The sequence below is a fragment of the Bradyrhizobium daqingense genome (assembly GCF_021044685.1).
In the GTDB taxonomy this organism is placed as follows: domain Bacteria; phylum Pseudomonadota; class Alphaproteobacteria; order Rhizobiales; family Xanthobacteraceae; genus Bradyrhizobium; species Bradyrhizobium daqingense.
The window spans coordinates 975,888-1,000,837 of record NZ_CP088014.1; the positions used below are offsets into that span (position 1 = coordinate 975,888).

Sequence of the window (24,950 nt, forward strand, 5' to 3'; positions counted from 1 at the left end):
CAATGTCGAATTCATTACAGGACATTCATCAAAACGCCCTGCTATTTTGGGTTAGAGTGGTTCTGGCTTGTGAATCGGTAACAGCCCACTACTTCAACACGAACAACAATAATAACGGCGACCCCTAAACTTCCCCTCGCGGCTGGGTGCGGCATGGATGCGCGCCGAGCCGGACCCAAAAGGATGATCCCCTATGGCCAATGCCCGCAAGATCCTGATCGTGGATGACGATACCGATCTGCGTGACACGTTGGTGGAGCAATTATCGCTGCACGAAGAATTTGAAGCCTCCGCCGTCGACACCGGCGCCAAGGGCGCGAGCGCCGCAAAGGCCAATGCCCCCGATCTCGTTCTGATGGATGTCGGCCTTCCCGACACCGATGGCCGCGAAGTGGTTCGCTCCTTGCGCAAGGGCGGCTTCAAGGCCCCGATCATCATGCTGACCGGCCACGACACCGATTCCGACACGATTTTGGGGCTGGAATCCGGCGCCAACGACTATGTGGCAAAACCCTTCCGCTTCGCCGTGCTGCTCGCCCGCATCCGCGCCCAGCTGCGCCAGCACGAGGCCAGCGAGGACGCGGTGTTCTCGGTCGGCCCCTACTCCTTCCGCCCGGGCTCGAAGATGCTGACCGCGGCGAATGCCCGCAAGGTCCGTCTCACCGAGAAGGAGACCGCCATCCTCCGCTTCCTCTACCGGGCCGGCCAGATGCCGGTCTCGCGCGAGACCCTGCTGCAGGAGGTCTGGGGCTATAATTCCGGCGTCACCACCCACACGCTGGAAACCCACATCTACCGCCTCCGCCAGAAGATCGAGAAGGACGCCGCCAACCCGGAAATCCTGGTCACGGAAGCCGGTGGCTACAAGCTGGTGCCGTGATACGCTTGAAGGGCGTGCGAATCGTTTGAGATCGCATGCCCTTGAGCCTCGGACCTGAATGTCAATCGACGATGATGTAGCGCTTCTCGAGCGTGTCCCGACATTGCGCCTGTTGGGAGACGCCTCGTTGCGCATGCTGGCGATCGGCTCCGAGCAGCGCAACTTCGTCCGCGGCGACATCCTGTTCAATCTCGGCGACGATGCCGATGCCGGCTTCGTGGTCCAGCGCGGCGCCTTCCGCGTCGAAGACGGCGCCGGCGCGGAGATGATCGCCGGTCCCGGCGCGCTGATCGGCGAGCTCGCGCTGGTGGTGCCGATGAAGCGGCCCTCGAGCGCGGTCGCGCTGGAGCACGCCTCCGTCATCCGCGTCGCACGCAGCCTGTTTCAGCGCGTGCTCGAAAGCGATCCCGCCGCCGCGGTGCGCCTGCGCGACGAATTCGCGGTGCGCTCCAGCCAGCTCGCCAGCGATATCTTGATGGCCGGAGCCAAGCTGACGTCGTGAGCGGTCGTAGCCGGTAGCCCGGATGGAGCGAAGCGCAATCCGGGAATCGCGCCTACGGAAATATTGTCCGGGATTTCGCTGCGCTCCATCCGGGCTACGAACTTTCCGAGATTAGACGTCCAAGGTCACCGTCACAGGCACATGGTCCGACGGCCGCTCCCAGCTCCGCGCATCGCGCAAGATCCTGAAATCCTGGACCGCGTCCTTCAGCGCGCGCGAGATCCAGATGTGGTCGAGCCTGCGGCCGCGATCGCCGACGGTCCAGTCGGCGGAGCGGTAGCTCCACCACGTATAGACCTTCTCCGACATCGGGATGCGCTCGCGCGCGACATCGATCCATTCGCCGGCCTCGAGCGCGGCCTTCAGCTTCTCGGTTTCGACAGGCGTGTGTGAGACCACTTTCAGCAGCTGCTTGTGCGACCACACGTCGTTCTCGTGCGGCGCGACATTGAGGTCGCCGACCAGGATGTGCCTGTCATCACCGCGCGGATGCAGCGGCTCGCACGCTTTCATCTCGTCGAGAAAGCGAAGCTTGTGGTCGAATTTCTCGTTCAGCGCGGGATCGGGAATGTCGCCGCCGGCCGGCACGTAGAAATTATGCAGCACCAGCGGCTTTGTGATCTGCGCCTTCTCGCCAAACGACACCGAGATGTGGCGCGAATCCACCTTGTCGCAGAAGGTTCGGATGTCCTTCGATTCGAACGGAATCTTCGAGACGATGGCGACGCCGTGATAGCCCTTCTGCCCATTCAGCGCGACGTGCTCATAGCCGAGCCGCTTGAAGCGCTTCAGCGGAAAGGCGTCGTCGATGCATTTGGTTTCCTGGAGGCACAGCACGTCCGGCCGCGCGCTCTTGAGGAATTTCGCGACCAGATCGATGCGCAGCCGCACCGAATTGATGTTCCAGGTTGTCAGGGAAAAACGCATGGGGACGATCTAACAAAACTCCATCCGTCATGGCCGGGCTTGACCCGGCCATCCACGCCTTTTTCGGAAGCCGAAACGTGGATGCCCGGGACAAGCCCGGGCATGACGGTCAGCGGAACAGCCGGCAAGTCTATCCCGGCGATGGGCCGTAATTGGTGAAATCGATCTTGAACATGCTGGGATCGAGCTTCTTGCTCGAATCCAGATTGTAGACCGCGATCGTGGTGTCGTAGCCCTGCGGGTCGGTGACGGTCCATTGCTTCAGCTGGCCGTCCTTGGCGCCGAACATCAGGAGAAGGCGGCTGGTGCCGACCAGCGCCTGCTTCTCCTCGATGGTGACGCTGATGAAGACGTCGTCGGCCGAGACGTTGACGACATTGGTGTCCTTCATCAGGTCGATGCGGTCGGAGAGCAGGAAGCGCAGCGGCGTCTGCGACAGCGGATAGACGTCCTGGGTCGCGAGCTTGCGGTCGCGCACCACGAGGGATGATCCGTCGGCGACGATGTCGATCGGACTCGGTGCGTTGTATTCGAAGCGCACCTTGCCCGGCTTCTGGATGTAGAAATCGCCCTGCGTCTTGCTGCCGTCGGGCCCGACCTGGACGAAATTCCCGACCAGCGTCTGCAGCGACGACAGATAGGCGCTGACTTTGGCGGCCTGCGCCTTCTGGTTGGCATCGAAGGTCTGGAAGATGCTGCTGGGCACGTTGCGGCGCGGATCCGGAATGACCGGATTCGGCGGCGTCTGCGTCGCGCCGGTGATTGTGGGCCCGCCGGGGGCCGGACCGCCCTCTCGGCCCTTCGGCGCAGGCTTCGGCACGGGCACGGTTTGCGCGAAAGACGTCGCAGTCACGATCGCGGCGGTGACGAGAACCACGCCGGCCACGCGCGCGCCATGCGCAGCGATGGTGGCAGCGAATCGGATGTCCGGATGTCTGATCAACGCGTCTTCCTAACGGGGCTGGCGCCCTATTTAGCGTGATTTCGGGCAAAAGCAGATATCGATTTTGCGTGAAATAATAATGTTTGGAGGCTCCCTGCCTCACATATGGCTGTCTTCTTCCTCGACCAGGATCTCGCGCTTGCCGGCGTGATTGGCGGGGCCGACGATGCCTTCCAGTTCCATGCGCTCCATCAGCGATGCGGCGCGGTTATAGCCGATCTGCAGGCGGCGCTGGATGTAGCTGGTCGAGGCCTTGCGGTCGCGTTTGACGATCGCAACGGCCTGCGCGAACAGATCGCCGCCGCCATCGGCGCCCATGCCGGTTGCGTCGAACACCGCGCCGTCCTCGTCCTCGGTCGGCTCCTCGGCGGTGACGGCTTCGAGATATTCCGGCTGCCCCTGCGTCTTCAGGTGGCGCACCACCTTCTCGACCTCCTCGTCGGAGGCGAAAGGTCCGTGCACGCGGCTGATGCGGCCGCCGCCCGCCATGTAGAGCATGTCGCCCTGGCCGAGCAGCTGCTCGGCGCCCATTTCGCCGAGGATGGTGCGGCTGTCGATCTTCGACGTCACCTGGAAGGCGATGCGGGTCGGGAAGTTCGCCTTGATGGTACCGGTGATGACGTCGACCGACGGACGCTGCGTCGCCAGGATCACGTGCAGGCCGGCGGCGCGTGCCATCTGCGCCAGACGCTGCACCGCGCCTTCGATGTCCTTGCCGGCCACCATCATCAGGTCGGCCATTTCGTCGACGATGATGACGATGTAGGGCAGCGGATCCAGCGAGAGCTTCTCTTCCTCGTAGATCGCCTTGCCGGTTTCCTTGTCGAAGCCGGTATGCACCGTGCGCGTCGGCTCCTCGCCCTTGGCTTTCAGTTCGAGCAGGCGCGTGTTGTAGCCGTCGATGTTGCGCACACCGAGTTTGGCCATGTTCTTGTAGCGCTCTTCCATCTCGCGCACGGCCCATTTCAGCGCGACCACGGCCTTCTTCGGGTCGGTCACGACGGGCGTGAGCAGATGGGGAATGCCGTCATAGACGGAGAGTTCGAGCATTTTCGGATCGACCATGATCAGCCGGCACTGATCCGGGCGCAACCTGTAGACCAGGCTGAGGATCATGGTGTTGATGGCGACCGACTTGCCCGAGCCGGTGGTACCGGCGATCAGCATATGCGGCGTGCGCGCGAGGTCGATGATGACAGGGTCGCCGCCGATGGTCTTGCCGAGGCAGAGGGGCAGCTTGGCGACGGTGTCGGTCGCTTCCTTCGCCACCAGCAATTCGCGCAGATAAACCTTCTCGCGATGCGCGTTCGGCAATTCGATGCCGATGGCGTTGCGGCCGGGCACGACCGCGACGCGCGCCGACAGCGCGCTCATCGAGCGGGCGATGTCGTCGGCAAGTCCGATCACGCGCGAGGACTTGATGCCGGGCGCCGGCTCCAGCTCGTACAGCGTGACCACCGGACCCGGATTGGCCTTCACGATCTCGCCGCGCACACCGAAATCCTGCAGCACGCCCTCGAGCGAACGCGAATTGGTCTCCAGCTCGGCCTTGCTGAGCGGCTGGCGGTCGCCGGCCTTCGGCGCGGCCAGCATCGAGACGGAGGGAAGATCGAACTTGTCGGACGATTTCTTGGCAGGAGTTTTCGGCGCAGCCTTCTTGCGCGGGGCGCGCGCGGCCGGCTCCTCTTCTTCCTCTTCCTCCTCGGTCTCTTCTTCCTCGTGCTCGTCCTCGTAGTCCTCGTCTTCCGATTGCGGCGAGATCGGAGGCGCGGCGCGTCCGCCGCCGAGATTCGGCTCCTGGCGGCTGAACGCGGCGGCCTTGGTCTTGGGTCCGCTCGAGACCAGCGAGCGGTAGGCGGCGCCAAGCAGCCAACCCAGCCGCGCCTTGGTGCTCATCAGCGCATGGAACAGCCAGCCTAGCGACACCGAACCACGATCGCCCTCCTCGTCTTCGTCGAGCGGCTTGTCGTCGTCCTCGATTGCCGCGAGTTCTTCATCGTGCTCGCGTGCACCGAGACCGCAGGCGATCAGGAAGGTCGCAGCCATCGCGGCGAACAGGATCGTGCCCAGCACGATGCGATAGATCGTGCCGGCCGGCCCGAAGATGACGGCAGGCGCGCGCACCAGGGCATCGCCGACCACGCCGCCGAGGCCGGTCGGCAACGGCCAGGCGCCGCCATGCTGAAAGCAGCTGACGAAGCCCGCAGCGATCACCGTGCAGAGAATCCAGGAGCCCAGCCGCAGCGCTTCACGGTCGAACGGGCGATGCGTCATCATGCGCCAGCCCCAGACTGCGACCGTCAGGACCAGCATGATCGCGCCGAGCCCGAGAATCTGCATCGCAAGGTCGGCGCCGATCGCGCCGGCGTAACCGAGGATGTTGCGGATCGGCCGCGAGGTGGCGTGGCTGAGGCTGGGATCCTGCACCGACCAGGTCATCAGCGCCGCGGCGGCGACGCCCGACAGCCCGATCAGGCCGAGCCCGGTGAGCTCGCGCATCCGGCGCGCCAGTCCCTCGCGGATCGAGGGCGGCAGATGGCCGACCAGTGGAATGACACGTTCGATTGCCGACATGCTCATGGGCCCCGCCTAACCCAGAGTCTCGACCAGCCGGTGCAGCGCCTGCGCCGTGGTCTCGCTATCCTGCACCAGCGCGAGGCGAATGTAGCCCGCGCCGGGATTGAATCCGTCAGGCTGCTGCCGTGCCAGGAAGCTGCCGGGCACCACGCGCACGCCGGCTTCCTTGAAGAGTTTCAACGTCACCGAGACGTCGTCGCCGATCTCGGACGTGTTGAGCCAGACGCAGAAGCCGGCGTCGGGCCGGCGATAGCCGTAGCGGTTGCCGATGATCTGGTCGGCGAGATCGAACTTGATCCGGTAGAGCCTGCGATTCTCCTCGACATGCGCCTCGTCGCCATAGGCGAAGGTCGCGACGTGCTGGAGCGGCACCGGCACCTGCGGCGCCGCGATGTTGCGCAGCTCCAGGAACATGCCGATGAACGTCTTGTCGCCGGCGGCGAAACCGACGCGCAGCCCCGGAAGGTTCGAGCGCTTCGACAACGATTGGAACGCGGCCACGCGGGTGAAATCCGCACCCGCACATTCGAGGGCACTGCCCGGTGCTTCGCGGGTGTAGATCTCCGAATAGCACTCGTCGCTGAGGATCATGAAGCCGTAGCGATCGGCGAGGCCTTTCAGGCGCGTGAAGTAATCGCGTGAGGCGACCGACCCCTGCGGATTGGCGGGCGAGGCCAGATAGAACGCCACGGTGCGCGCGAGCGTCGTTTCGTCGATGGCGTCTAGATCGGGCAGGAAGCCGTTCTCGACGGTGGTCGGCAGATAGACCGGCTCGCAGGCGGCCGCGAGCGCGCCGGCGCCATAGACCGGATAGAACGGGTTCGGCATCAGGATGGCGGGCTTGCCGGGGCGCGGGCCGACATAGCGCGCTGCTGCGATCGCGGCGAGGAACAGCCCCTCGCGGCTGCCATTGAGGACGAGAATTTCGCTCTTGGGGTCGAGCGGCCGCGGCAGCCTGAAACGCGACGACAGCCAGGCGCTCGCGGCCTGGCGGAACGGGTCGGTGCCCTGGTTCATCGGGTAACGGCCGAAATCGGCGATGTGCTTGGCCAGCACGGGGCCGACGAAATCGGGCACGGGATGCTGCGGTTCGCCGACCGCAAGCGAAATCAAGGGTTTGCTGGGCTGATGCGGCGCCAGCAGCTCGTTCAGCCGGACGAAAGGCGAGCGTGCGTTGCTGGAGCTTCCACTGGCCTGCGGCGCACGGGATGAAGCGGTCATGACCATTCTGGGCGCCAGCACTCTTGGAACAGCCGGTCGCGCGAAGGCACCGGCGGGAAGCGGTTCAGTTCACCATAGATAGGGCGAGGTTAAGACGCGATTAACCATCGACCGCCCGGCCCGTCCAGAGCGGGAATAATAAGGCCGGATAACAAGGGGTGCATGGCGGGCGCCAGGCGGCTTTCGGGGCTTGATCATGTTCTTGCCGGGGACTGGGTGTTTCAGCGACTTCATGGCGGGCCTGTCCCGGCCATCGACGGCCTTTCCGGCCGTGTCCAAGAACGTGGATGCCCGGGACAAGCCCGGGCATGACGAGCTGTGCGATCCCGGGGCGCTTAATGCACGGCAGCTTCTCAATTGCCTTCATGCCGGCGGGCATGGAACTCCTGCGTGTCGCGCCTGCCAAACGTATGCGGCGCGATTGATGTTCAGGCCATGGATATTGCCTTGCGCCTATCGCTTGGCGAGGCCGCAGCCGTTGAAAGCTCGACTTCTCCAGCATCCGCTGCTCATGCATTCCGCTTCCTGTCGCACGCAAAATGTGGTGCCGCAATTCGGCGCACCGCCAAAGCTGACGCAAGCCACCGCGCAATTTCTGCGCATGATGGAGCAACTCATCACGTTGCCGCCCGGCGCAGCCTGTCCGCCCTCGCGCCGATCGGAAGGTGCAGCAGCCGCATTGTCATTGCGCTTTGCGGCGCGCTTCGGATCGGGCTGCCTCCGATCGGCTTCTGCGCTCGGCGCTGATACCTTCGAAAAGTCGTAGCGACACGGCCAATAGGTTTCAGTGCTGACCCCTGCCCCTTTGGAATCCTTCAGTTCGATCACGATCTTGTACTGATAGGACGATCCGCGAGTGCGGTTCAGCGGATCCTTGTCGCCAATGATACCGTTGACGGAGATGGTACTGCTGCCGTCCGGTTCGATCGTGCCGTCATGGATCACAGAGCCGGGCTTGCCCGCGTCCCCTAATACGGTGTGCAACACTCCGTCCTTGATGCGAAACACATATCGGCGATGCGCTTCCGGAAAAGGCGGCTTGCTTTCGCAACTTTCGTTGACGATCCAGGCCCCGTCGAAAGTCGTCGGGCGCTTCGCGCTTTCGACGGGTCTCGACAACAGCTCAATGCGGTATTTCGCAAGGTCTGCGAAGGCACAGGACGGGAAGCGAAGCAGATGATCCCTGAATGCCGCGACGGTGCCGAGCGCGTCCGCGCCGCGCCAATGGTCGGCGGCCTCTGTACAAGGGTTAGTCCGGGGTGACGATGGTGTCAGCGCTGCGGTTTCGGCTTTGCCATTGAGGTAAAATTCGCCGAAGAACGACAGTGACAGCTCCGGGACCTGTGATCCCCTGGTGCGCTGATAGACGTCGGCGCCGATCGTCTGGAACACCGTGTTTATGTTGTCCCTGTCGCCGATGTGCTCAAGGAACGCACCGGTATAGGGACTGTTGCGGCCGTTGCCGTCGTCGGCTGTGCGACCGGCCTGGGTCGCATAGGAGATGATGGTGCCTTCCGGGCTTTCCATCTTGGCCAGCCCGCGGCCGACGGCCACGCCGCGACCCTGTCCGATGTTGCGCCGAAGCTCGTCAGCGAATGGGTTGTCGCGGCAGGCGTCGAGCACGAGGATGCGCAGGTTCTTGGCCTGTTGCAGATCCGCCAGGATCTCGTCGGCGCGCACCAGGCGCCGCAGATCGACCTCGTCGCGCACGACAGCATCGATGGGCACCAGATAGTTGACGCCTGCGAATTGAAGCGCGTGTCCGCTGTAATAGAACAGAGCCACGTCGGCGCCGCGAGCCGCGCGCGCAAAACGAAGAACGGTTTCCTGCATGGCGGCCTGATCGAGATCGGTCACGACCAGAGGTTCGAATCCCGATCGCTTTAGGGCCGCGCCGACGTCGGCCGCATCATTGGTCGGATTGGCAAGGGTGGGAACGTTCCGGTAGGCACCGTTGCCGATTACCAGCGCGACGCGCTTGTCAGCCTTGGCGTCGAGGGCAGACAAGGCGAGCGACAGCAAACACAAGGTCACGTAACGCAACAGGCGCATGAAACCGTGCTCCGGACGGGAGCATGATATTCACCAGTCTCGGGACAATGCAATTTGGGCTTAATGCAGGCCCAGCCCCTGCGACGATGCGGCGCGCCAAAAAGAAAGGGGCTCCAGCTTGCGCTGGAGCCCCTCAACGGTCGGGGCATTGCCGGGTATGTGCCCGAACCGTAGGTCTGGACGCGGTCTCCGAAGAAACCGCGTCCGGGAGGAGAGGTTACATGTTGTAGGCGCGCTCGGTGTGCTCGGTGATGTCGAGACCTTCACGCTCGCTCTCGACATTGGTGCGCAGACCAACGATCACGTCGACGACCTTGTAGAGGATCGCCGAACCGATGCCCGACCACACCAGCGTGGTGGCGACGGCCTTGATCTGGGCCAGCATCTGCACGGCGAAGTCGTAATCGGCAACCTTCGGCGGGATCGCAGTGTAGTCGATGATGCCGGCGCCGCCGAGGGCGGGGTTGACGAGAATGCCGGTGCCGATGGCGCCGACGATGCCGCCGACGCAATGCACGCCGAACACGTCGAGCGAGTCATCGTAGCCGAGCGCGTTCTTCACGACGGTGCAGAAGAACAGGCAGACCACGCCGACCACGAGGCCAAGGACGATCGCACCCATCACGCCGGAGAAGCCGGCGGCAGGCGTGACGGCCACGAGGCCCGCCACAGCGCCGGAGATGACGCCGAGCACCGAGGGATGACCCTTGATGATCCACTCCGCGAACATCCACGACAGCGCGGCGGCCGCGGTGGCGACGAAGGAGTTGGTCATGGCGAGCGCAGCGCCGCCGCTGGCTTCGAGGTTGGAGCCGGCGTTGAAGCCGAACCAGCCGACCCAGAGCAGCGAAGCGCCGATCATCGACATGGTCAGCGAGTGCGGGGCCATCAGCTCCTTGCCATAGCCGACGCGCTTGCCGATCAGGAGAGCGCCGATGAGGCCCGCGATGCCGGCGTTGATGTGCACGACGGTGCCGCCTGCGAAGTCGATCGCGCCCATCTTGAAGATCCAGCCGGCGTCGGCATTGAGCTCGTCGAGCTTGGCCTGCGCTGCGGTCTTCGCCGCCGCGTCAGTGGCGGCAGCGAGCGCCTTGGCCGCATCCTGGATCAGGTCCGGACCCTGCCAGTACCAGACCATGTGCGCGATCGGGAAATAGACCAGCGTGACCCAGAGCGGGACGAACAGTGCGATCGCCGAAAACTTCATGCGCTCGGCGAACGCGCCGACGATGAGGGCGGGCGTGATCGCTGCGAAGGTCATCTGGAAGCACACATAGATGAGCTCCGAGATGTTGGCGTCGACCGAGAAGGTCGCGGCCTTCGTGTCGGTGGTGACGCCCATCATGAAGGCCTTGGAGAAGCCGCCGATGAAGTCCGAGCCGCCGGTGAAGGTCAGGCTGTAGCCGTACACGGCCCAGATCACGGTGACGACGCAGACGGTGTAGAACACCTGCATCAGGACCGAGAGCATGTTCTTGGAACGGACGAGGCCGCCGTAGAACAGCGCGAGGCCGGGGATGGTCATCAACAGCACCAGCACTGTCGATGTCAGCATCCAGGCGTTGTCTCCCTTGTTTACCGTTGGCTCGGCATAGGCTGCGGTCGCAGCGAACAGGCCGACTGCGAGAGCCGCCAGTCCCGCGCCATAGGGACGCTTAAACGTCATTGTATTCACTCCTGATTGGATAAAGGTTGAGCGCGAAATCAAAGGGCCGCAGCGTCGGCCTCGCCGGTGCGGATGCGCACCGCATGGTCGAGGTTGATGACGAAGATCTTGCCGTCGCCGATCTGGCCGGTCTTCGCGGCAGACGTGATGGCGTCGATGGTCTTGTCGACCTGGTCGGAGGCGACAGCGACCTCGATCTTGATCTTGGGCAAGAAGCTCACGGCATATTCGGCGCCGCGGTAGATTTCCGTATGGCCCTTCTGGCGGCCATATCCCTTGACTTCCGTCACTGTGAGACCGTGAACGCCGATGGCGGTCAGGGCGTCACGGACTTCTTCCAGCTTGAATGGCTTAATGATCGCCATAACAATTTTCATGGGTCCTATCCCCGCTTGGGCCCGGTCCGGACGTGGCCGGGCGTTCTCGACTGGTTCGCCACGAGGGAGAAGTTCACTACGCGGGCACAGCCAGGACCCGTAGAATCAAATGCCGTGCCAGATCGGGCGTATTGCCTAACGGACTATGAAAGCGGGTGTTTTCGCGTTTGACGGGTATCGCATTGCAGTGCGCTAATACGTCGCGCTCAAAAACTGATCACGCCTGCTCAAAATGCGAGCAAGACAGGCTGCCGACACAATGTTGCTCACGCGTCGGGCAATTCAGGGGTAATTAGGTAGCGCAAGGCCTATTGCAGCGCTTCGCCGTGCTGCGAAATATCCAGCCCCTCCAGCTCGTGCTCACGCGATACGCGTAAGGGCACGAACAGGCCGACCAGCTTGAGCAGGATGAAGCTCACCCCTGCGGCCCAGACGAAGGTGACGGCGACCCCGTAGAGCTGGATCAGCAGCTGCTGCGGATGGCCCTCGATCAGGCCGGCGGTGCCGCCGATGGCGCTGGTTGCAAACACGCCGGCGAGCAGGGTGCCGGTGAGGCCGCCGACGCCATGGACGCCGAACACGTCGAGGGAGTCGTCATAGTTGAAGCGGTGCTTCAGCCAGGTGCAGGCCCAATAGCAGACGGCACCGGCGATGATGCCGATGACGATGCCGTGCCAGGGCGCGACGAATCCGGAGGCCGGCGTGATGGTGCCGAGGCCGGCGACCGCGCCGGAGATCATGCCGAGCACCGAGGGCTTGCGCCGCGTCGACCATTCGATCGCGCCCCAGGTCAGCGCGCCCGCGCAGGCGGCGAGATGGGTCGCGATGATCGCCATCACCGCGCGCGAATTGGCCGCGCCGGCCGAGCCGCCGTTGAAGCCGAACCAGCCGACCCACAACAGACCGGTGCCCATTACCGCGAGCGACAGATCGAACGGCGAGAGATTTTCGCTGCCATAGCCATGACGGCGCCCCATCACCTTGGCTGCGACGAGGCCGGCGGTGCCGGCCGACAGATGCACCACGAGTCCGCCCGCGAAGTCGAGTACGCCCATGCCGGCGAGGAAGCCGCCGCCCCATACCCAATGCGCCAGCGGAATGTAGACGAAGATGAACCAGCCGACGGAGAACAGGAGGTAGGCGGAAAACCGCATGCGGTCGGCGACCGCGCCCGCGACCAGCGCCACGGTGATGATCGCAAACGTCATCTGGTACAGCATGAACAGCGCTTCGGGGATCGTCTTCGCCGCCGGGTTGACGCTGTCCATGGTCATGCCCGCCAGGAACCAGCGGTCGAGCGTGCCGATCCAGGGGCCGTCGCCGACGAAGCACAGCGAATAGCCGAACGCGACCCAGAGGATCGAGATCAGCGTCACCGCGGCGAGACTCTGCGCCATGGTCGCCAACACGTTCTTCTTGCGCACCATGCCGGAGTAGAACAGCGCAAGTCCCGGGATCGTCATCATCAGCACCAGCGCGGTGGCGACGATCATCCAGGCGGTATCGGCGGTGTTGATCTCGGAGCCTGCGGCGTGCGCCGGCGCAGCAATGAGCGACGCAAATCCGATCGGCGCAGCCATGGCAGCTGCGCGGCGCAAACATCCCGCCATGTCGTTTCCCCCAGCGTAGAAATTACGTCGCACGCTGTGGCGTCGTTGCCCGGTGCGATCGAAGAAAGTTTTTTAGAGCGCGTCGCTGTCGGTCTCGCCGGTGCGGATGCGCAGCGCGTGGTCGATCGGCGTAACGAAGATCTTGCCGTCGCCGATCTGGCCGGTGCGCGCGGTCGCGGTGATCACGCTGACCGCCTTGTCGGCGATGTCGGAGGCGACCGCGATCTCGATGCGCAGCTTCGGCAGGAAGTTCACGACATATTCGGCGCCGCGATAGATCTCGGTGTGACCCTTCTGACGGCCATAGCCCTTCACCTCGGTCACCGTCATGCCGTGGATGCCGATCGCCGTCAGGGCCTGGCGGACCTCATCGAGCTTGAAGGGTTTGATGATCGCGACGACGAGTTTCATGGTCAAACCTATTCCCCGGGATGCGCCGCGCCGTATGTCCCCGACGCAGCGTCAATCTGGCATCATTCCGGGCAAATGGCACAAAAAACTTGCAGATTGAAGCGGAAAAACGTTTGGCCAAGGGAGGCCATGTGAACAGCCGCCTCTGTACAGGGCAGCTGTTCATCCTTCACAATGCATTTTTGGCATGGATGCGGTGAACCCAGGCATCCCGGCCGGTACATAAGTATGTTGAGGGGGCGCTACATGGCGAGTTGGTTCTACGCATCCGAGGGCAAGCAGCAGGGGCCCTTTCCGGAGGGACAATTTCGCGATCTCGTCGCCCAAGGCGTCGTGCGTCCGGATACCCTGGTCTGGACCGAGGGCATGGCCGGCTGGCAAAAGGCCGCCGAAATCCCCGGTCTGATCGGCGGCGGCGCGCCGCCGAAGGTCCCGCCGGGCAGCCCGCCGATGACGGGCGGAAGCAGCTACGGCGGTGCCGGCGGCTACGCTGCGGCCACTAGCGGCGGATCGCTCTCGGTCGATTTCGGCATACTCGAGTTCACCTGGCGCACGCTCGTCCTCATCATCGGCTCGTGCTTCATCATCCCGGTGCCGTGGCTGTTCGTCTGGTACACGAAATGGATCGTGCCCTGCGTCAAGGTCCCCGGGCGCCCCAATCTCAGCTTCACCGGCAGCGCAATGACGCTGGTGCCCTGGTTTTTCGGCTTCATCGTCCTCGCGATCGCGCTCGGCTTTGTCGGCAGCGAGATCCTGAGCAATCTGCTTTTCATCGTGCAGATCGTTCTCTACTGGCTCCTGATCAAATGGATGATTGCGAACCTCGCCTCCAACGATCAGCCGCTTGGCCTGAGCTTCACGGGTTCGGTGTGGGCCTATATCGGCTGGAATCTGCTGTTCGCGATCTCGATCATCACCATCATTGGTTGGGCCTGGGTTGCCGCGGCGCAGATGCGCTGGTTCTGCCGCAACCTCGAAGGCACGCGGCGCGAGATCGTGTTCAGGGGCAGCGGCCTCGACATCCTCTGGCGCGGCATCGTGGCTGCGATCCTGTGCACGCTCATCATCCCGATCCCGTGGGTCTATCGCTGGATCATGAACTGGTTCGCCTCGCAGACTGAGCTCGCGCCGCGAGGGTCGCAGGCGGCCATGTGACGGGCCGCTGACCTCGGGTCGCGAGCGAACAAGATGGCGAACAGAATCTGGTTCTACGCATCCGAAGGCCAGCAGAAAGGTCCGTTTCCGGAGACGCAATTCCGCGATCTCATCGCCCAGGGCACCGTAATCGCCGATACGCTCGTCTGGGCAGAAGGGATGGCAGGCTGGCAGAAGGCCGGCGAGGTGCCAGGGCTCATATCCGGCGGCCCCGCGCCGCAGTCTCTGCTGTCCGATGGCAGCGGCTACAGCGGAGGCCCGCTATCGGTGGACCTGCCGCTATGGTCGTTCCTGGGATGGTGCATTCTGCTGGTGATCGGCAATTTGCTGGTGATCCCGGCGCCCTGGACGGCGACAGGCTACTATCGCTGGCTCTTCCCGCGCATTCACGTTCCTCAGCGGCCGAACATCACCTTCACCGGTCAGGCCGGCGACATCTGGTACGTCTTCGTCGGAATGGGACTGACGGGCTACGCGGGTTTCATTGACGATATCTTCCAGCTCGCGACGATACCGCTCCAGGCCGCCCTGTCCTGGATGATCGTGCGCTGGGTGATCGCCAATCTCAGCTCGAATGGTCAGCCGATTCCGATGGCGTTCAATGGCAGCGTCTGGGCCTTCATTAGTTGGCAGCTGCTGATGTTCGTCTCCATGTTCACGATCATCGGCTGGGCCTGGGTCATGGCCGCATGGATGCGCTGGATTTGCCGAAACATCGGCGGCACACGACGCGAGATGATCTTCGTCGGCACGGGCCTTCAGTTGCTGTGGCGAACCGTGGCCTTTGGCCTCGGATGTCTGCTGATCATTCCGATCCCCTGGCTGCTGCGCTGGTACTTCGCATGGACCACGTCGCAGTTCGGCCTTGTCGAGCGCAGCGCGGCAGGACGCGCCTAAGACCTGCGCTCGCGCACCGAGCCTTCCTGCGCGACGGAGGCGACCAGCGTGCCATCGGGCTTGAAGATCGAGCCGCGGGTCAGGCCGCGGCCGCCGCGGGCGCTCGGCGAATCCTGCGCGTAGAGCAGCCATTCGTCGGCGCGGAACGGGCGGTGAAACCACATCGCGTGGTCGAGGCTCGCCGGCATCATGCGCTTGTCGAACAGCGTGCGGCCATAGCGCGCCATGATCGCATCCAGCAGCGAAAAGTCCGAGGCGTAGGCGAGCGCGCACATGTGCAGTGCCGGATCGTCCGGCAGCGTCGCCGCAGTCTTGATCCAGACGTGAATGCGGCCGTCGTCGATCTTCTGGCCGAAATAACGGCCGAGCTCGACCGGGCGCAATTCGATCGGACGGTCGGATTCATAGTAGCGGCGGATGAACTCCGGCATCTCCTTGAACATCGGCTGTTTCGCCACCTCCTCCGCCGTGAGCTTTTCCGGCGGCGGCACGTCGGGCATCTTGTCCTGATGGTCGAACGCGCTCTCCTCCTCGGTGTGGAACGACACCATGATCGAGAAGATCGCGTTGCCGTGCTGGATCGCGGTGACCCGGCGCGTCGAATAGCTCTTGCCGTCGCGCAGGCGTTCGACCTGGTAGATGATCGGGATCTGCGGGTCGCCCGGCAGGATGAAATAGCAATGCAGCGAATGCGGCAGCCGGCCCTCGACGGTGCGGCAGGCCGCAACCATCGCCTGCCCGATCACTTGGCCGCCAAAGACCCGCTGCCAGCTCGTCTTCGGGCTGTTGCCGCGGAACAGGTTCACCTCGAGCTGCTCGAGGTCGAGGATCGAAATGAGGTCGATCAGGCTTTTGGACATGATGTTGCTTTCGCATGACGGAACGAAACCGTTCCGCCCTTGTTTCACCGCACTGTTTCGCCCACCTCAAGTCTGCTAGCAAGACTAAGAAAAGGCGAAGCGTTGGCCGGGAAGTCGAGTATGTCGGTACAGGGTAGCATTGTCATCGGTGGCGGCGCGTTTGCGGGGCTGGCGCTGGCGCTCGCGCTACGCCAGGGGCTCGGACCCGAGATTCCCGTCATCGTCGCCGATCCCGCGCTCAGCACGCGTCCGAGCCGCGACCCACGCGCCACCGCGATCGTGGCCGCCTGCCGCCGCCTGTTCGAGGCGATCGGCGCCTGGGACGACGTCAGGGGCGAGGCGCAGCCGATCCTCGACATGGTCGTCACCGATTCCAGGCTGGAGGACGCCACGCGTCCGGTGTTCCTGAATTTTGCCGGCGATGTCGCCCCTGGCGAGCCCTTCGCGCATATGGTCGAGAACCGCCGCCTGATCGATGCGCTGGTCGCGCGTGCCGAAGCCGAGGGCGTCGATCTTCGCGCCACCATCGTGTCGTCCTACGATGCGCGTCCCGAAGGTATCGACGTCACGCTCGGCGATGGCAGCGTGTTGGCCGCGAGCTTGCTGGTTGCTGCCGATGGCGCGAGGTCGAAGCTGCGCGAGCGCGCCGGCATCGCTACCCATGGCTGGGAATATGACCAGTCCGGCATCGTCGTCACCGTCGGTCACGAGTGCGATCACGACGGCCGCGCCGAAGAGCATTTTCTGCCCGCGGGTCCCTTTGCGATCCTGCCGCTCTCAGGCAAGCGCTCTTCGCTGGTGTGGACCGAGCGCCGAGCTGAGGCCGCGCGCATCGTCGCGCTGAGCGAAGACGACTTTCACCGCGAGCTCGAGCAGCGCTTCGGCCTGCATCTCGGCGAGGTCAAGGCGCTCGACAAGCCGCGGGCGTTTCCGCTGTCCTATTTCGTCGCGCGCTCGTTCATCGCCGAGCGCCTGGCGTTGGTCGGCGATGCCGCCCATGTCATCCACCCCATTGCCGGCCAGGGTCTCAACATGGGGCTGAAGGATGTCGCCGCCTTGGCCGAGGTCGTCGTCGACGCCGCGCGGCTCGGCATGGATCTCGGCGGCGCCGACGTGCTCGAACGCTACCAGCGCTGGCGCCGGTTCGACACCATGGCGATGGGCGTTGCCACCAACTCGCTGAACTTCCTGTTCTCCAATGAATCGACGCTGCTGCGCACCGTGCGTGACATCGGCCTCGGTCTCGTCGATCGCGCGCCGCCGCTGAAGAACCTCTTCATCCGCCAGGCCGCTGGATTGACGGGCGAGGTGCCGCGGCTGCTGAAGGGCGAGGCGTTGTAAGGAGCGAATGGTGAGTAGCAAATAGCGAGTAGGCCTATTCGCTACTCGTCATTCCCTATTCGCCATCCTCAATCGATCTTGCGCGCCTCTTCCGGCAGCATGATCGGAATGCCATCGCGGATCGGATAAGCGAGCTTGGCGCTGCGCGAGATCAGCTCCTGCTTTGCGGAATCGAACTCCAGCGGGCCTTTGGTCAGCGGGCAGACCAGAATCTCCAGCAGCTTGGGATCGACGCTGGCTTCGGGACGTTCGGTAGGCGCGTTCATTGGGGTCTCCGGCAATCGACTTGCCTCTAGCATAGAAAATCGGGGGCGCCCATCGCAGGTTCAGGCGGAGATCATCCGTAGGATCTCGTCCTCCAGGCGCTGCAGCCGCGCCGGCGCCGCCGTGCTGCTGCTCGCCGCGCTCTGGATGCAGACGAGCCTCGCCCGGCACTGGATCATCGTCACCCTCGCCGTCGTATTTGGCTTCGCGGGTCTCGCCAACGCCGTCGCGATTGCGGTTGCCGGCTGCTAACGGCCTGGAGTGTCGGCCCGTGAAGCGCAAAGTCAAAGCAGTACTTCATATGCGCACCGCCTACGGCGCGCCGAACTCTTGGCGATATTAGAACGAATCTAAAAACAGTCGCCCCCGCAGCGGATTGACTTAACCCCCGCCTTTGCTTCCTTCGGCTGCGCGTTGCGCTGAGCACACAGCGCACACGACAGAGGAGGAGACGTTCGTGAAGGTCATTCGTGTTGTTGCCATGGCACTGACGATCGGGATTGGCATGGGATCGGCGGCCATGGCCGACGGTTTCAAGAACTGCACCAAGCTCGACAAGGCGTCGTGGAAGCCGGCCAGCGAAGCCGAAGCCAAGGCCAAGGCGGCTGGCTATGAGGTGCGGCGCTCCAAGATCGAAGGCTCGTGCTACGAGGTCTATGGCGTCAAGGAAGGCAAGCTCTACGAGCTGTTCTACAGCCCCGAAGACCTCACCCTGAAGCACACGATCGCCAAGTAAAACCGCTCCAAGTGACGGCGGCACCTAAGCTGCGGCAAGCGAGCGCCAAGGCGAAACGGGCTTGATGGAACAAGCAGTGCGACAAGCGCGCGGGGCGTCCGACAGGAGCCCCGCGAACCCTAAGGTTCCGCGGGTGGTCGCAGTCTGGGACCTCCCGCTGCGTCTCTGGCACTGGCTGCTCGCGATCGCAGTTCTGATCGCTTGGTTCACGCCGCCCACCTACGACGGACTTCACCGTATCGTCGGCTATACGGTTATCGGCCTTCTCGCCTTCCGCCTGGTCTGGGGCTTCATGGGAAGCCGATACTCGCGCTTCCGCATGGTTGGCGTCAGGCTGCGCGCTGCGCCACACTATCTCTGGAACCTGCGCCGGGGCATCACCGGCCGCTATATCGGGCTCAACCCCGCCGGCACCTTGATGCTGGTGGCGTTGCTGATCTCCCTCGCGGTGTCGACGATCACTGGTGCGATGTCGGTCACCACCACGTTCTTCGGCGTCTGGTGGGTCGAGGACACGCACCATTATTCGTCGGATGCGGTCATCATCCTGGTCGTGCTGCACATACTCGGCGTGTTGCTGATGGGGATTCTCCAGCGCGAGGATCTGATCCGCGCGATGTTCACTGGACGCAAGCGCATTCGCAATCGGTCCTAGACGTTGCCGATCGCGGCAGACGTTGTTCGCGCCACCATCGCGACCTCGACTGCAAATGTTCCCAAAATTGAATTGCGCAGGCGGCGTTAAGGCGCCGGTAAGCATGCAATCAGGCGTTGCGCGAAATTAACGCGAAGAACGCTTGGCCCGTCCACGATCGACCACATTGACGATGGAGCTTTATTGCATGTTCCGCGTTTTTTCCTGCCTTACTGTCGAGCACGATTGGCGGCTCGTGCCGCTCGCTGGCCTGGTCTGCTTCGTCGCGAGTATTGTCGCGGTCAGCATCTTCCATCGCGCCATCGCGGCGCGCTCAAGGACGCGGTCGATCTGGATCGCGATTGCTGGCGCTGCCATCGGATATGGAATCTGGGCGACGCATTTCGTCGCCATGCTCGCCTACGAGCCCGGCGTGACAACCGGCTACGATATCGTGCTGACGGCGCTTTCGCTCACGACGGCTATGCTTCTGACGTCGGGCGGCTTCGCCATTGCGGTCGGCGATTACGGCCCGTGGCGCGCGGGCGCAGGCGGCGTCATCATCGGCGGCGGCATCGCCAGCATGCACTATCTCGGAATGTGGGCACTGGAAGTGCCGGGCCGCGTCGCCTGGTCGCTGGATCTCGTGCTGGTCTCGATCCTTCTCGGCATGTGCTTCGGCTATGCCGCCCTGTCCGTCGCGATCAAGCATCGGACCTATCGCGGAACGCTGGCGGCGGCAGTGCTGCTGACGCTTGCCATCGTGTCGCACCACTTCACGGCGATGGGTGCGGTGCAGATCATGCCCGATCCAACGCGTGCAACGGGCGCGCTGTCGCTGTCTCCGGCCGTGCTCGCACTTGCGATCGCAGGTGTCGCGCTGTCCGTGCTGGGGATGAGCCTGATCGGCGTGCTGGCCGATCGCCGCCTGGCCAGCAGAACCGCCAAGTTCGAGGAGATCATCAGCCAGCTTTCGGATGCAAGGCGGCAGCTCGAAGGTTCGCAGCAGGAATTGCAGGAGCAGACGCTGCGGCTGGATACGGCGATCAACCACATGGTCGAAGGCCTTTGCATGTTCGATGCCGATAAGCGGCTCGTCATATGCAACGAGCGCTACGCCAATCTGTATCGTCTGCCGCCGGAACTGCTGCGCGCAGGAACGTCGCACTGCGAGATCATCAGGCATCGTGTCACAAGCGGAACGCTCAAGGGCGACACCAGCGACATAGCCGCCGAACAGCTGATCGCGAAGCTGGACGCCCTGTCCGTCGATACGGTTTCGAGCCGGGTCGACGAGTTCGCTGATGGTCGGCTGATCTGCGTGACGAGACAGCCGATGGCTGGCGGTGGCTGGGTAGCCACGCATCTCGACGTCACCGAGCAGCGACTGTCCGAGGCCAAGATCACCTATATGGCGCAGCACGATGCACTGACGGAGCTGCCGAATCGCGTGCTGCTGAGGGCGCGTCTGGATCAGGCCCTTGCCAATACGCGCAATGGAGACCTCCATCTGGCGGTCCTCATGCTTGATCTCGATCGCTTCAAGGAGGTCAACGACACGCTTGGGCATCCAGCAGGCGACGCGCTGCTGCGCGCGGTCGCGACGCGCCTGCGCGAATGCGGCAGGGACATGACTTTGATCGCCCGTTTGGGCGGCGACGAGTTCGCCGTCGTGGATTACGTGACGGATCCGATCGTGGAGGCGACGTGTCTCGCGGAGACGATCAAGGCCTCACTCTGCGAGCCCTTCGACCTCGGCGATCATCAAGTCACGGTGGGAGCCAGCATCGGCATCGCCATTGCGCCCTGCGATGGCGCCGATTCCGACCTCATCCTCAAGAGCGCCGATCTCGCCCTCTATGCGGCAAAGGGCGGCGGACGCGGCGCATTCCGTTTCTTCGAGCCGGAGCTGGACCACCTCATGCATGTCCGCCGCAACCTGGAAAAGGATATGCGCAAAGCGCTGGCGCGAGGGGAATTCGAACTTCACTTCCAGCCGATCGTGCGTGTGGAAGGCGGACGAACCAGCGGCTATGAGGCGCTATTGCGGTGGCACCACCCCGAGCGCGGAATGGTCCTGCCCGGCGAGTTCATTCCGCTCGCGGAGGAAACCGGCTTGATCCTGCCCATCGGCGAATGGGTCTTGAGGGCAGCCTGCGCCGAGGCCGCCAAGTGGCCGTCCGATCTGACCATCGCAATCAACCTGTCGCCCGCTCAGTTCAGGAGCAAGGAGCTCGTTTCCATCATTGTCGGCGCCCTGGCGACGTCAGGGATCGAGCCGCACAGGCTCGAACTCGAGGTCACCGAGACGGTCATCATGCATGACAGCGAAGCGGTGTTCGCAGCACTCGGACAGCTGCGCGAGCTCGGCGTGCGAATTGCCCTAGACGATTTCGGCACGGGCTATTCGTCGCTGAGCTTCTTGCAGAAATTCCCGTTCGACAAGGTCAAGATCGACCGCAGCTTCGTCAGCGAGCTCGCCAGCAAAAGGGAAGAGGCGCGTCGGATCGCCCGTGCCGTGGTGGCCTTCGCCGTCAGCCTCGGCAAGATGACGACCGCCGAAGGCGTCGAAACCGCCGAGCAGCTGGCCATTTTGCGTGAAGAGGGCTGCGTCGAGGCGCAGGGCTACTATTTCAGTCGGCCCATGCAGGCCTCCAGTATCGCGCAACAGGCGCAGCGGAAGGCTGAAGCCGCGGTGTGTGCTGCTTGAATCCTTACTGCAGCGGCGGATCGCCGCTGGTGCGTTTCTTGGCGAGATCCATCTCGGTGACCGCGATCAGGATCTCGGCGCGGGTCTTCAAGTCGGGCGCTTCCAGCATGGCCTGCTTCTCGGCGGGGCCATAGGGCGACATCATCGCCAGCGCGTTAACCAGCGCCTCGTTGGGCGCACTCTCGACGCCCTCCCAGTCGACCTTGAGATTGTTGGCTTTCAGGAAGTCTGCCAGCACCGCCAGCAGCGCCTCGCGGTCGACCTGGTCTTCGCCCATGCGCGCAGTGAAATCGTCGACGAAAGCGAAGAAATCCACCTTGCATTGCCGGTAGGCGGTGAGGACCTCGAGCTCCTCGACCACCTTGAAGCGTGAGACGCCGGTGAGCTCGAGGATGTAGCGGCCGTCGCCGGATTCGGCGAGCTGGGTGATACGGCCGACGCAGCCGACGCGAAACAGCGCCGGCTTGTCGGAATTCTTCGGCGAGTGCGCCACATCCGGCTGGATCATGCCGATCAGGCGATGGCCATCGCGGAAGGAATCGTCGACCATCGACAGATAGCGCGGCTCGAAGATGTTGAGCGGCATCTGGCCGCGGGGCAGCAGCAGCGCGCCCGGCAGCGGAAACACCGGAATGATCTCCGGCAGGTCGGCGGGCCCGCGATATTCGATGTTGATCGGCATCAGCCCGGTCCCCCTGGCTTTGCTAGCGCATGATCCCGAAAGGTCTGAAGCGATCTTCCGAACAGATCATGCCCAAAAGAGGGCCTCTACGAAAACAGGATGGTCGACAAACGCTTGCGTCCCTCGACGGTTGCATCATCGGTGCCGCCCCAGGCCTCGAAGAACTGCACCAGCTGCTTGCGGGCGCCATCGTCGTTCCACTTGCGGTCGCGCTTGACGATCTCGAGCAGCTGCTCGGTGGCTGCGGCGCGGTTGCCTTGCGCGTTGAGCGCGGTGGCAAGGTCGAATCGGGCCTGATGATCGAGCGGGTTTGCGGCGACTTTCTGTTCCAGCTCGGCCACCGGCCCCAGCGCCTCCGCCTGCTCGGCAAGGTCGATCGCGGCCTGCACAGCTTTCACCGCGGGGTCGTTGCGCTTGGATTCCGGCACCATGGCGAGCGTCTGCTTGGCCTGCTCCATCGCGCCGGAGACGGCGTAGCACTTCGCAAGGCCTGCCAGCGCCGCGATATTGGTCGAATCATGCTGCAGCACCTCGGCATAGATCTGGGCTGCCGCAGCCGGATCGCCCTCGGCGAGCACGGCCTCGGCCTCTTGCAGGATCTCGGCGATGTTGGGCTCGCCCGGCGCGGTCACGCCCTTGGTCAGCTTATCGATGAAGGCGTTGAGCTGGCTCTCCGGCACCGCGCCCATGAAGCCGTCGGCCGGCTGGCCATTGACGAAGGCAATGACGGCCGGGATCGACTGGATGCCCATCTGACCCGGGATCGCCGGGTGCTGATCGATGTTCATCTTGACCAGCTTGACCTTGCCCTTGGCGGCCTTGACCGCCTTTTCAAGGATCGGGGTGAGCTGCTTGCAGGGTCCGCACCACTCCGCCCAGAAGTCGATCAGCACCGGCTGGCGCTTCGATTCCTCGATGACGTCCTTCATGAAGGACTGGGTGGTGGTGTCCTTGATCAGATCGGCGGCGGCCGGGCCCGCTGCTCCGTTACCCTGGTCGATGATCGTCACGGGATCCCCTCGTCATGTCTGGAATGGCGGCTCTTTAGCACGTCGGTGCCGGCTATGCTTGGTGTCGGCTCCTAAATTGGGCCGAATGGGCCGAATTTCAATCCATCACGGCCGATTCGCCTGTTCCGGGGCCGTTTCGGGCGATTTGGTCGCATTCAGGTCCATATGGGGCCTGCGAATACGAATTGATGCTGCCGGTAGCTGTTGCATTCCCCTCCCGCTTTTGGCATACGACAGCCGTTGCCGGCGCGTCACGCGACCGACACAGGATGCGGGTGTAGCTCAGTGGTAGAGCACGACCTTGCCAAGGTCGGGGTCGAGGGTTCGAGCCCCTTCGCCCGCTCCAGTTTTTTCCCAGAGCATCCAGCCAAACCGGATCGGGTCGTGGTTTTCCACGCCGCGGGCGGCTGGTTCGCGTCTCCTCTACTGGGCCTGCAATGACAATCCTGGTCACCGGCAGTGCCGGCCATCTCGGTGAAGCCATTATCCGCACCCTGCATGGGCGCGGGTCGCCTGTACGCGGGGTCGATCTGAAGCCCTCGCCCTTCACCGACGCCGTCGGCTCCATCGTCGATCCCGGCTTCGTGCGGCTCCAGATGGAGGGCGTCACGGCTGTGATCCACACTGCCACGCTGCACAAGCCGCATGTGGCGACCCAATTTCGTCGACACCAACGTTTCGGGGACGCTCAATCTGCTCGAGGCTGCAGCTTCCGCCGGCGTGAAGAGCTTCGTCTTCACCAGCACGACCAGCGCATTCGGCTCGCAGCTTCGCCCCCAAGCGGGACAGGCGGCGGTGTGGGTCACCGAGGAGCTCTCGTCAGTACCGAAGAACATCTACGGCACGACCAAGCTGATGGCCGAGACGCTCTGCGAGCTGTTCTTTCGCGAGCGCGCCTTGCCGATCGTTGTGCTGCGGACCTCGCGCTTCTTTCCCGAGGATGACGATGATCCCGCGATGCGGTCCGCTTACACACTGGACAACGCGCAGGCCAACGAGCTGCTGTATCGCCGGCTGGACGTCGCAGATGCGGTGAGCGCCCATCTGCTCGCCGCCGAGCGCGCGCCGAGAATCGGGTTCGCCCGCTACATCGTCTCGGCCACGAGCCCGTTCGAACAGCGCCATCTTGCGGCGCTCGCGCGCGATGCCGCCGATGTCGTCCGCGAGCTCTATCCGGATTGTGCGCAGCTCTATGCGTTGCGCGGCTGGCACCTCTTCCCCGCAATCGACCGTGTCTATGTCAATGCGCGGGCGCGGTGCGAGCTGGGCTGGCGCCCCGAATTCGACTTCGCGCATGTGCTGAGCTGCCTTCGCGGCGGGCGAGATTTCCGCAGCACGCTGGCGCGCGAGGTCGGGTCGAAGGGCTATCACGACACGACATTCGACGACGAGCCCTACCCCGTCGCTCGTTGAGCGTCGCTGCGGTCATTTTGCTCGATGCATCAAGTGCCTGTCCCGCGTCACCGCGCGCAAGCCGGCGAGAGCCCGTTCTACT

General features: G+C 63.8%; 22 protein-coding genes, 1 tRNA gene and 1 pseudogene. 11 read left to right on the forward strand and 13 right to left on the reverse strand.

Annotated features, from left to right (window positions below; all coding sequences use genetic code 11):
- Window positions 1-193: 193 nt before the first annotated feature.
- Both LPJ38_RS04485 and LPJ38_RS04490 read left to right on the forward strand, forming a co-directional pair.
- Window positions 194-880 carry a response regulator transcription factor gene (locus LPJ38_RS04485; RefSeq protein WP_007598630.1) on the forward strand — a complete coding sequence of 229 codons (687 nt, stop codon included), beginning with the start codon at window positions 194-196 and terminating at the stop codon, window positions 878-880.
- Window positions 881-938: 58 nt separating this feature from the next.
- Window positions 939-1,382, forward strand: coding sequence for a cyclic nucleotide-binding domain-containing protein (locus LPJ38_RS04490; protein ID WP_145630369.1), 444 nt, complete (start codon window positions 939-941; stop codon window positions 1,380-1,382).
- A gap of 111 nt (window positions 1,383-1,493) precedes the next feature.
- Here the strand turns inward: LPJ38_RS04490 and xth are convergent, their stop codons facing one another.
- From xth to LPJ38_RS04535, 9 genes are all read right to left on the reverse strand, one after another.
- Entirely contained in the window at window positions 1,494-2,309 is an 816-nt protein-coding gene (gene xth / locus LPJ38_RS04495) for an exodeoxyribonuclease III (protein ID WP_145630368.1), read from the reverse strand.
- 130 nt (window positions 2,310-2,439) lie between these two features.
- On the reverse strand, window positions 2,440-3,195 hold the full coding sequence (locus tag LPJ38_RS04500) for an outer membrane lipoprotein carrier protein LolA (RefSeq protein WP_145630613.1): 756 nt from the start codon (window positions 3,193-3,195) through the stop codon (window positions 2,440-2,442).
- Between the two features lie 156 nt (window positions 3,196-3,351).
- Window positions 3,352-5,832: a DNA translocase FtsK gene (locus tag LPJ38_RS04505; protein ID WP_145630367.1), complete on the reverse strand. Its 2,481-nt coding sequence runs from the start codon at window positions 5,830-5,832 to the stop codon at window positions 3,352-3,354.
- Between the two features lie 9 nt (window positions 5,833-5,841).
- A complete protein-coding gene (locus LPJ38_RS04510; RefSeq protein WP_145630366.1) occupies window positions 5,842-7,056 on the reverse strand; it encodes an aminotransferase class I/II-fold pyridoxal phosphate-dependent enzyme in 1,215 nt (404 codons plus the stop codon).
- A 447-nt stretch (window positions 7,057-7,503) separates the two neighbouring features.
- A complete protein-coding gene (locus LPJ38_RS04515; protein ID WP_145630365.1) occupies window positions 7,504-9,102 on the reverse strand; it encodes a caspase family protein in 1,599 nt (532 codons plus the stop codon).
- A gap of 217 nt (window positions 9,103-9,319) precedes the next feature.
- On the reverse strand, window positions 9,320-10,768 hold the full coding sequence (locus LPJ38_RS04520) for an ammonium transporter (RefSeq protein ID WP_145630364.1): 1,449 nt from the start codon (window positions 10,766-10,768) through the stop codon (window positions 9,320-9,322).
- Window positions 10,769-10,806: 38 nt separating this feature from the next.
- Complete coding sequence (locus LPJ38_RS04525) at window positions 10,807-11,145, reverse strand: P-II family nitrogen regulator (protein WP_008142813.1); 339 nt, start codon at window positions 11,143-11,145, stop codon at window positions 10,807-10,809.
- Window positions 11,146-11,453: 308 nt separating this feature from the next.
- Entirely contained in the window at window positions 11,454-12,755 is a 1,302-nt protein-coding gene (locus LPJ38_RS04530) for an ammonium transporter (protein ID WP_145630363.1), read from the reverse strand.
- 72 nt (window positions 12,756-12,827) lie between these two features.
- Entirely contained in the window at window positions 12,828-13,166 is a 339-nt protein-coding gene (locus LPJ38_RS04535; RefSeq protein WP_060734419.1) for a P-II family nitrogen regulator, read from the reverse strand.
- Between the two features lie 246 nt (window positions 13,167-13,412).
- Here LPJ38_RS04535 and LPJ38_RS04540 point away from each other — a divergent pair, with 246 nt between their 5' ends.
- Window positions 13,413-14,321 (forward strand): DUF4339 domain-containing protein, encoded by a 909-nt coding sequence (locus tag LPJ38_RS04540; RefSeq protein WP_145630362.1) that lies wholly within the window; start codon window positions 13,413-13,415, stop codon window positions 14,319-14,321.
- A 33-nt stretch (window positions 14,322-14,354) separates the two neighbouring features.
- Window positions 14,355-15,218 (forward strand): DUF4339 domain-containing protein, encoded by an 864-nt coding sequence (locus LPJ38_RS04545; protein ID WP_145630361.1) that lies wholly within the window; start codon window positions 14,355-14,357, stop codon window positions 15,216-15,218.
- Here LPJ38_RS04545 and tesB read toward each other — a convergent pair.
- Complete coding sequence (gene tesB / locus LPJ38_RS04550) at window positions 15,215-16,078, reverse strand: acyl-CoA thioesterase II (protein ID WP_145630360.1); 864 nt, start codon at window positions 16,076-16,078, stop codon at window positions 15,215-15,217. The genes LPJ38_RS04545 and tesB overlap by 4 nt on opposite strands.
- A 120-nt stretch (window positions 16,079-16,198) precedes the next feature.
- Here tesB and LPJ38_RS04555 point away from each other — a divergent pair, with 120 nt between their 5' ends.
- Entirely contained in the window at window positions 16,199-17,419 is a 1,221-nt protein-coding gene (locus LPJ38_RS04555) for a ubiquinone biosynthesis hydroxylase (protein WP_145630359.1), read from the forward strand.
- 68 nt (window positions 17,420-17,487) lie between these two features.
- Here the strand turns inward: LPJ38_RS04555 and LPJ38_RS04560 are convergent, their stop codons facing one another.
- Window positions 17,488-17,685, reverse strand: coding sequence for a Trm112 family protein (locus LPJ38_RS04560; RefSeq protein ID WP_007598651.1), 198 nt, complete (start codon window positions 17,683-17,685; stop codon window positions 17,488-17,490).
- A gap of 121 nt (window positions 17,686-17,806) precedes the next feature.
- Between LPJ38_RS04560 and LPJ38_RS37905 the strand changes: the two genes are divergently transcribed.
- The 4 genes from LPJ38_RS37905 (at window position 17,807) to LPJ38_RS04575 (ending at window position 21,763) form a co-directional block, all read left to right on the forward strand.
- A complete protein-coding gene (locus tag LPJ38_RS37905) occupies window positions 17,807-17,935 on the forward strand; it encodes a hypothetical protein (RefSeq protein ID WP_283811459.1) in 129 nt (42 codons plus the stop codon).
- A 205-nt stretch (window positions 17,936-18,140) separates the two neighbouring features.
- Complete coding sequence (locus LPJ38_RS04565; protein WP_167520337.1) at window positions 18,141-18,419, forward strand: PepSY domain-containing protein; 279 nt, start codon at window positions 18,141-18,143, stop codon at window positions 18,417-18,419.
- 64 nt (window positions 18,420-18,483) lie between these two features.
- Window positions 18,484-19,074, forward strand: coding sequence for a cytochrome b/b6 domain-containing protein (locus LPJ38_RS04570; RefSeq protein WP_167520362.1), 591 nt, complete (start codon window positions 18,484-18,486; stop codon window positions 19,072-19,074).
- A gap of 187 nt (window positions 19,075-19,261) precedes the next feature.
- On the forward strand, window positions 19,262-21,763 hold the full coding sequence (locus LPJ38_RS04575; RefSeq protein WP_145630356.1) for an EAL domain-containing protein: 2,502 nt from the start codon (window positions 19,262-19,264) through the stop codon (window positions 21,761-21,763).
- Between the two features lie 4 nt (window positions 21,764-21,767).
- On the opposite strand, the gene LPJ38_RS04580 is transcribed toward LPJ38_RS04575, so the two are convergent.
- Window positions 21,768-22,445, reverse strand: a complete 678-nt coding sequence (locus LPJ38_RS04580) for an LON peptidase substrate-binding domain-containing protein (protein WP_008539506.1) — start codon at window positions 22,443-22,445, stop codon at window positions 21,768-21,770.
- 86 nt (window positions 22,446-22,531) lie between these two features.
- On the reverse strand, window positions 22,532-23,455 hold the full coding sequence (trxA, locus tag LPJ38_RS04585; RefSeq protein WP_145630355.1) for a thioredoxin: 924 nt from the start codon (window positions 23,453-23,455) through the stop codon (window positions 22,532-22,534).
- Between the two features lie 271 nt (window positions 23,456-23,726).
- Between trxA and LPJ38_RS04590 the strand changes: the two genes are divergently transcribed.
- Together LPJ38_RS04590 and LPJ38_RS04595 are read left to right on the forward strand one after the other, a co-directional pair.
- A tRNA-Gly gene (locus tag LPJ38_RS04590) sits at window positions 23,727-23,801 on the forward strand.
- Window positions 23,802-23,892: 91 nt separating this feature from the next.
- Window positions 23,893-24,868: pseudogene (locus LPJ38_RS04595) on the forward strand (NAD-dependent epimerase/dehydratase family protein).
- Window positions 24,869-24,950 lie beyond the last annotated feature (82 nt).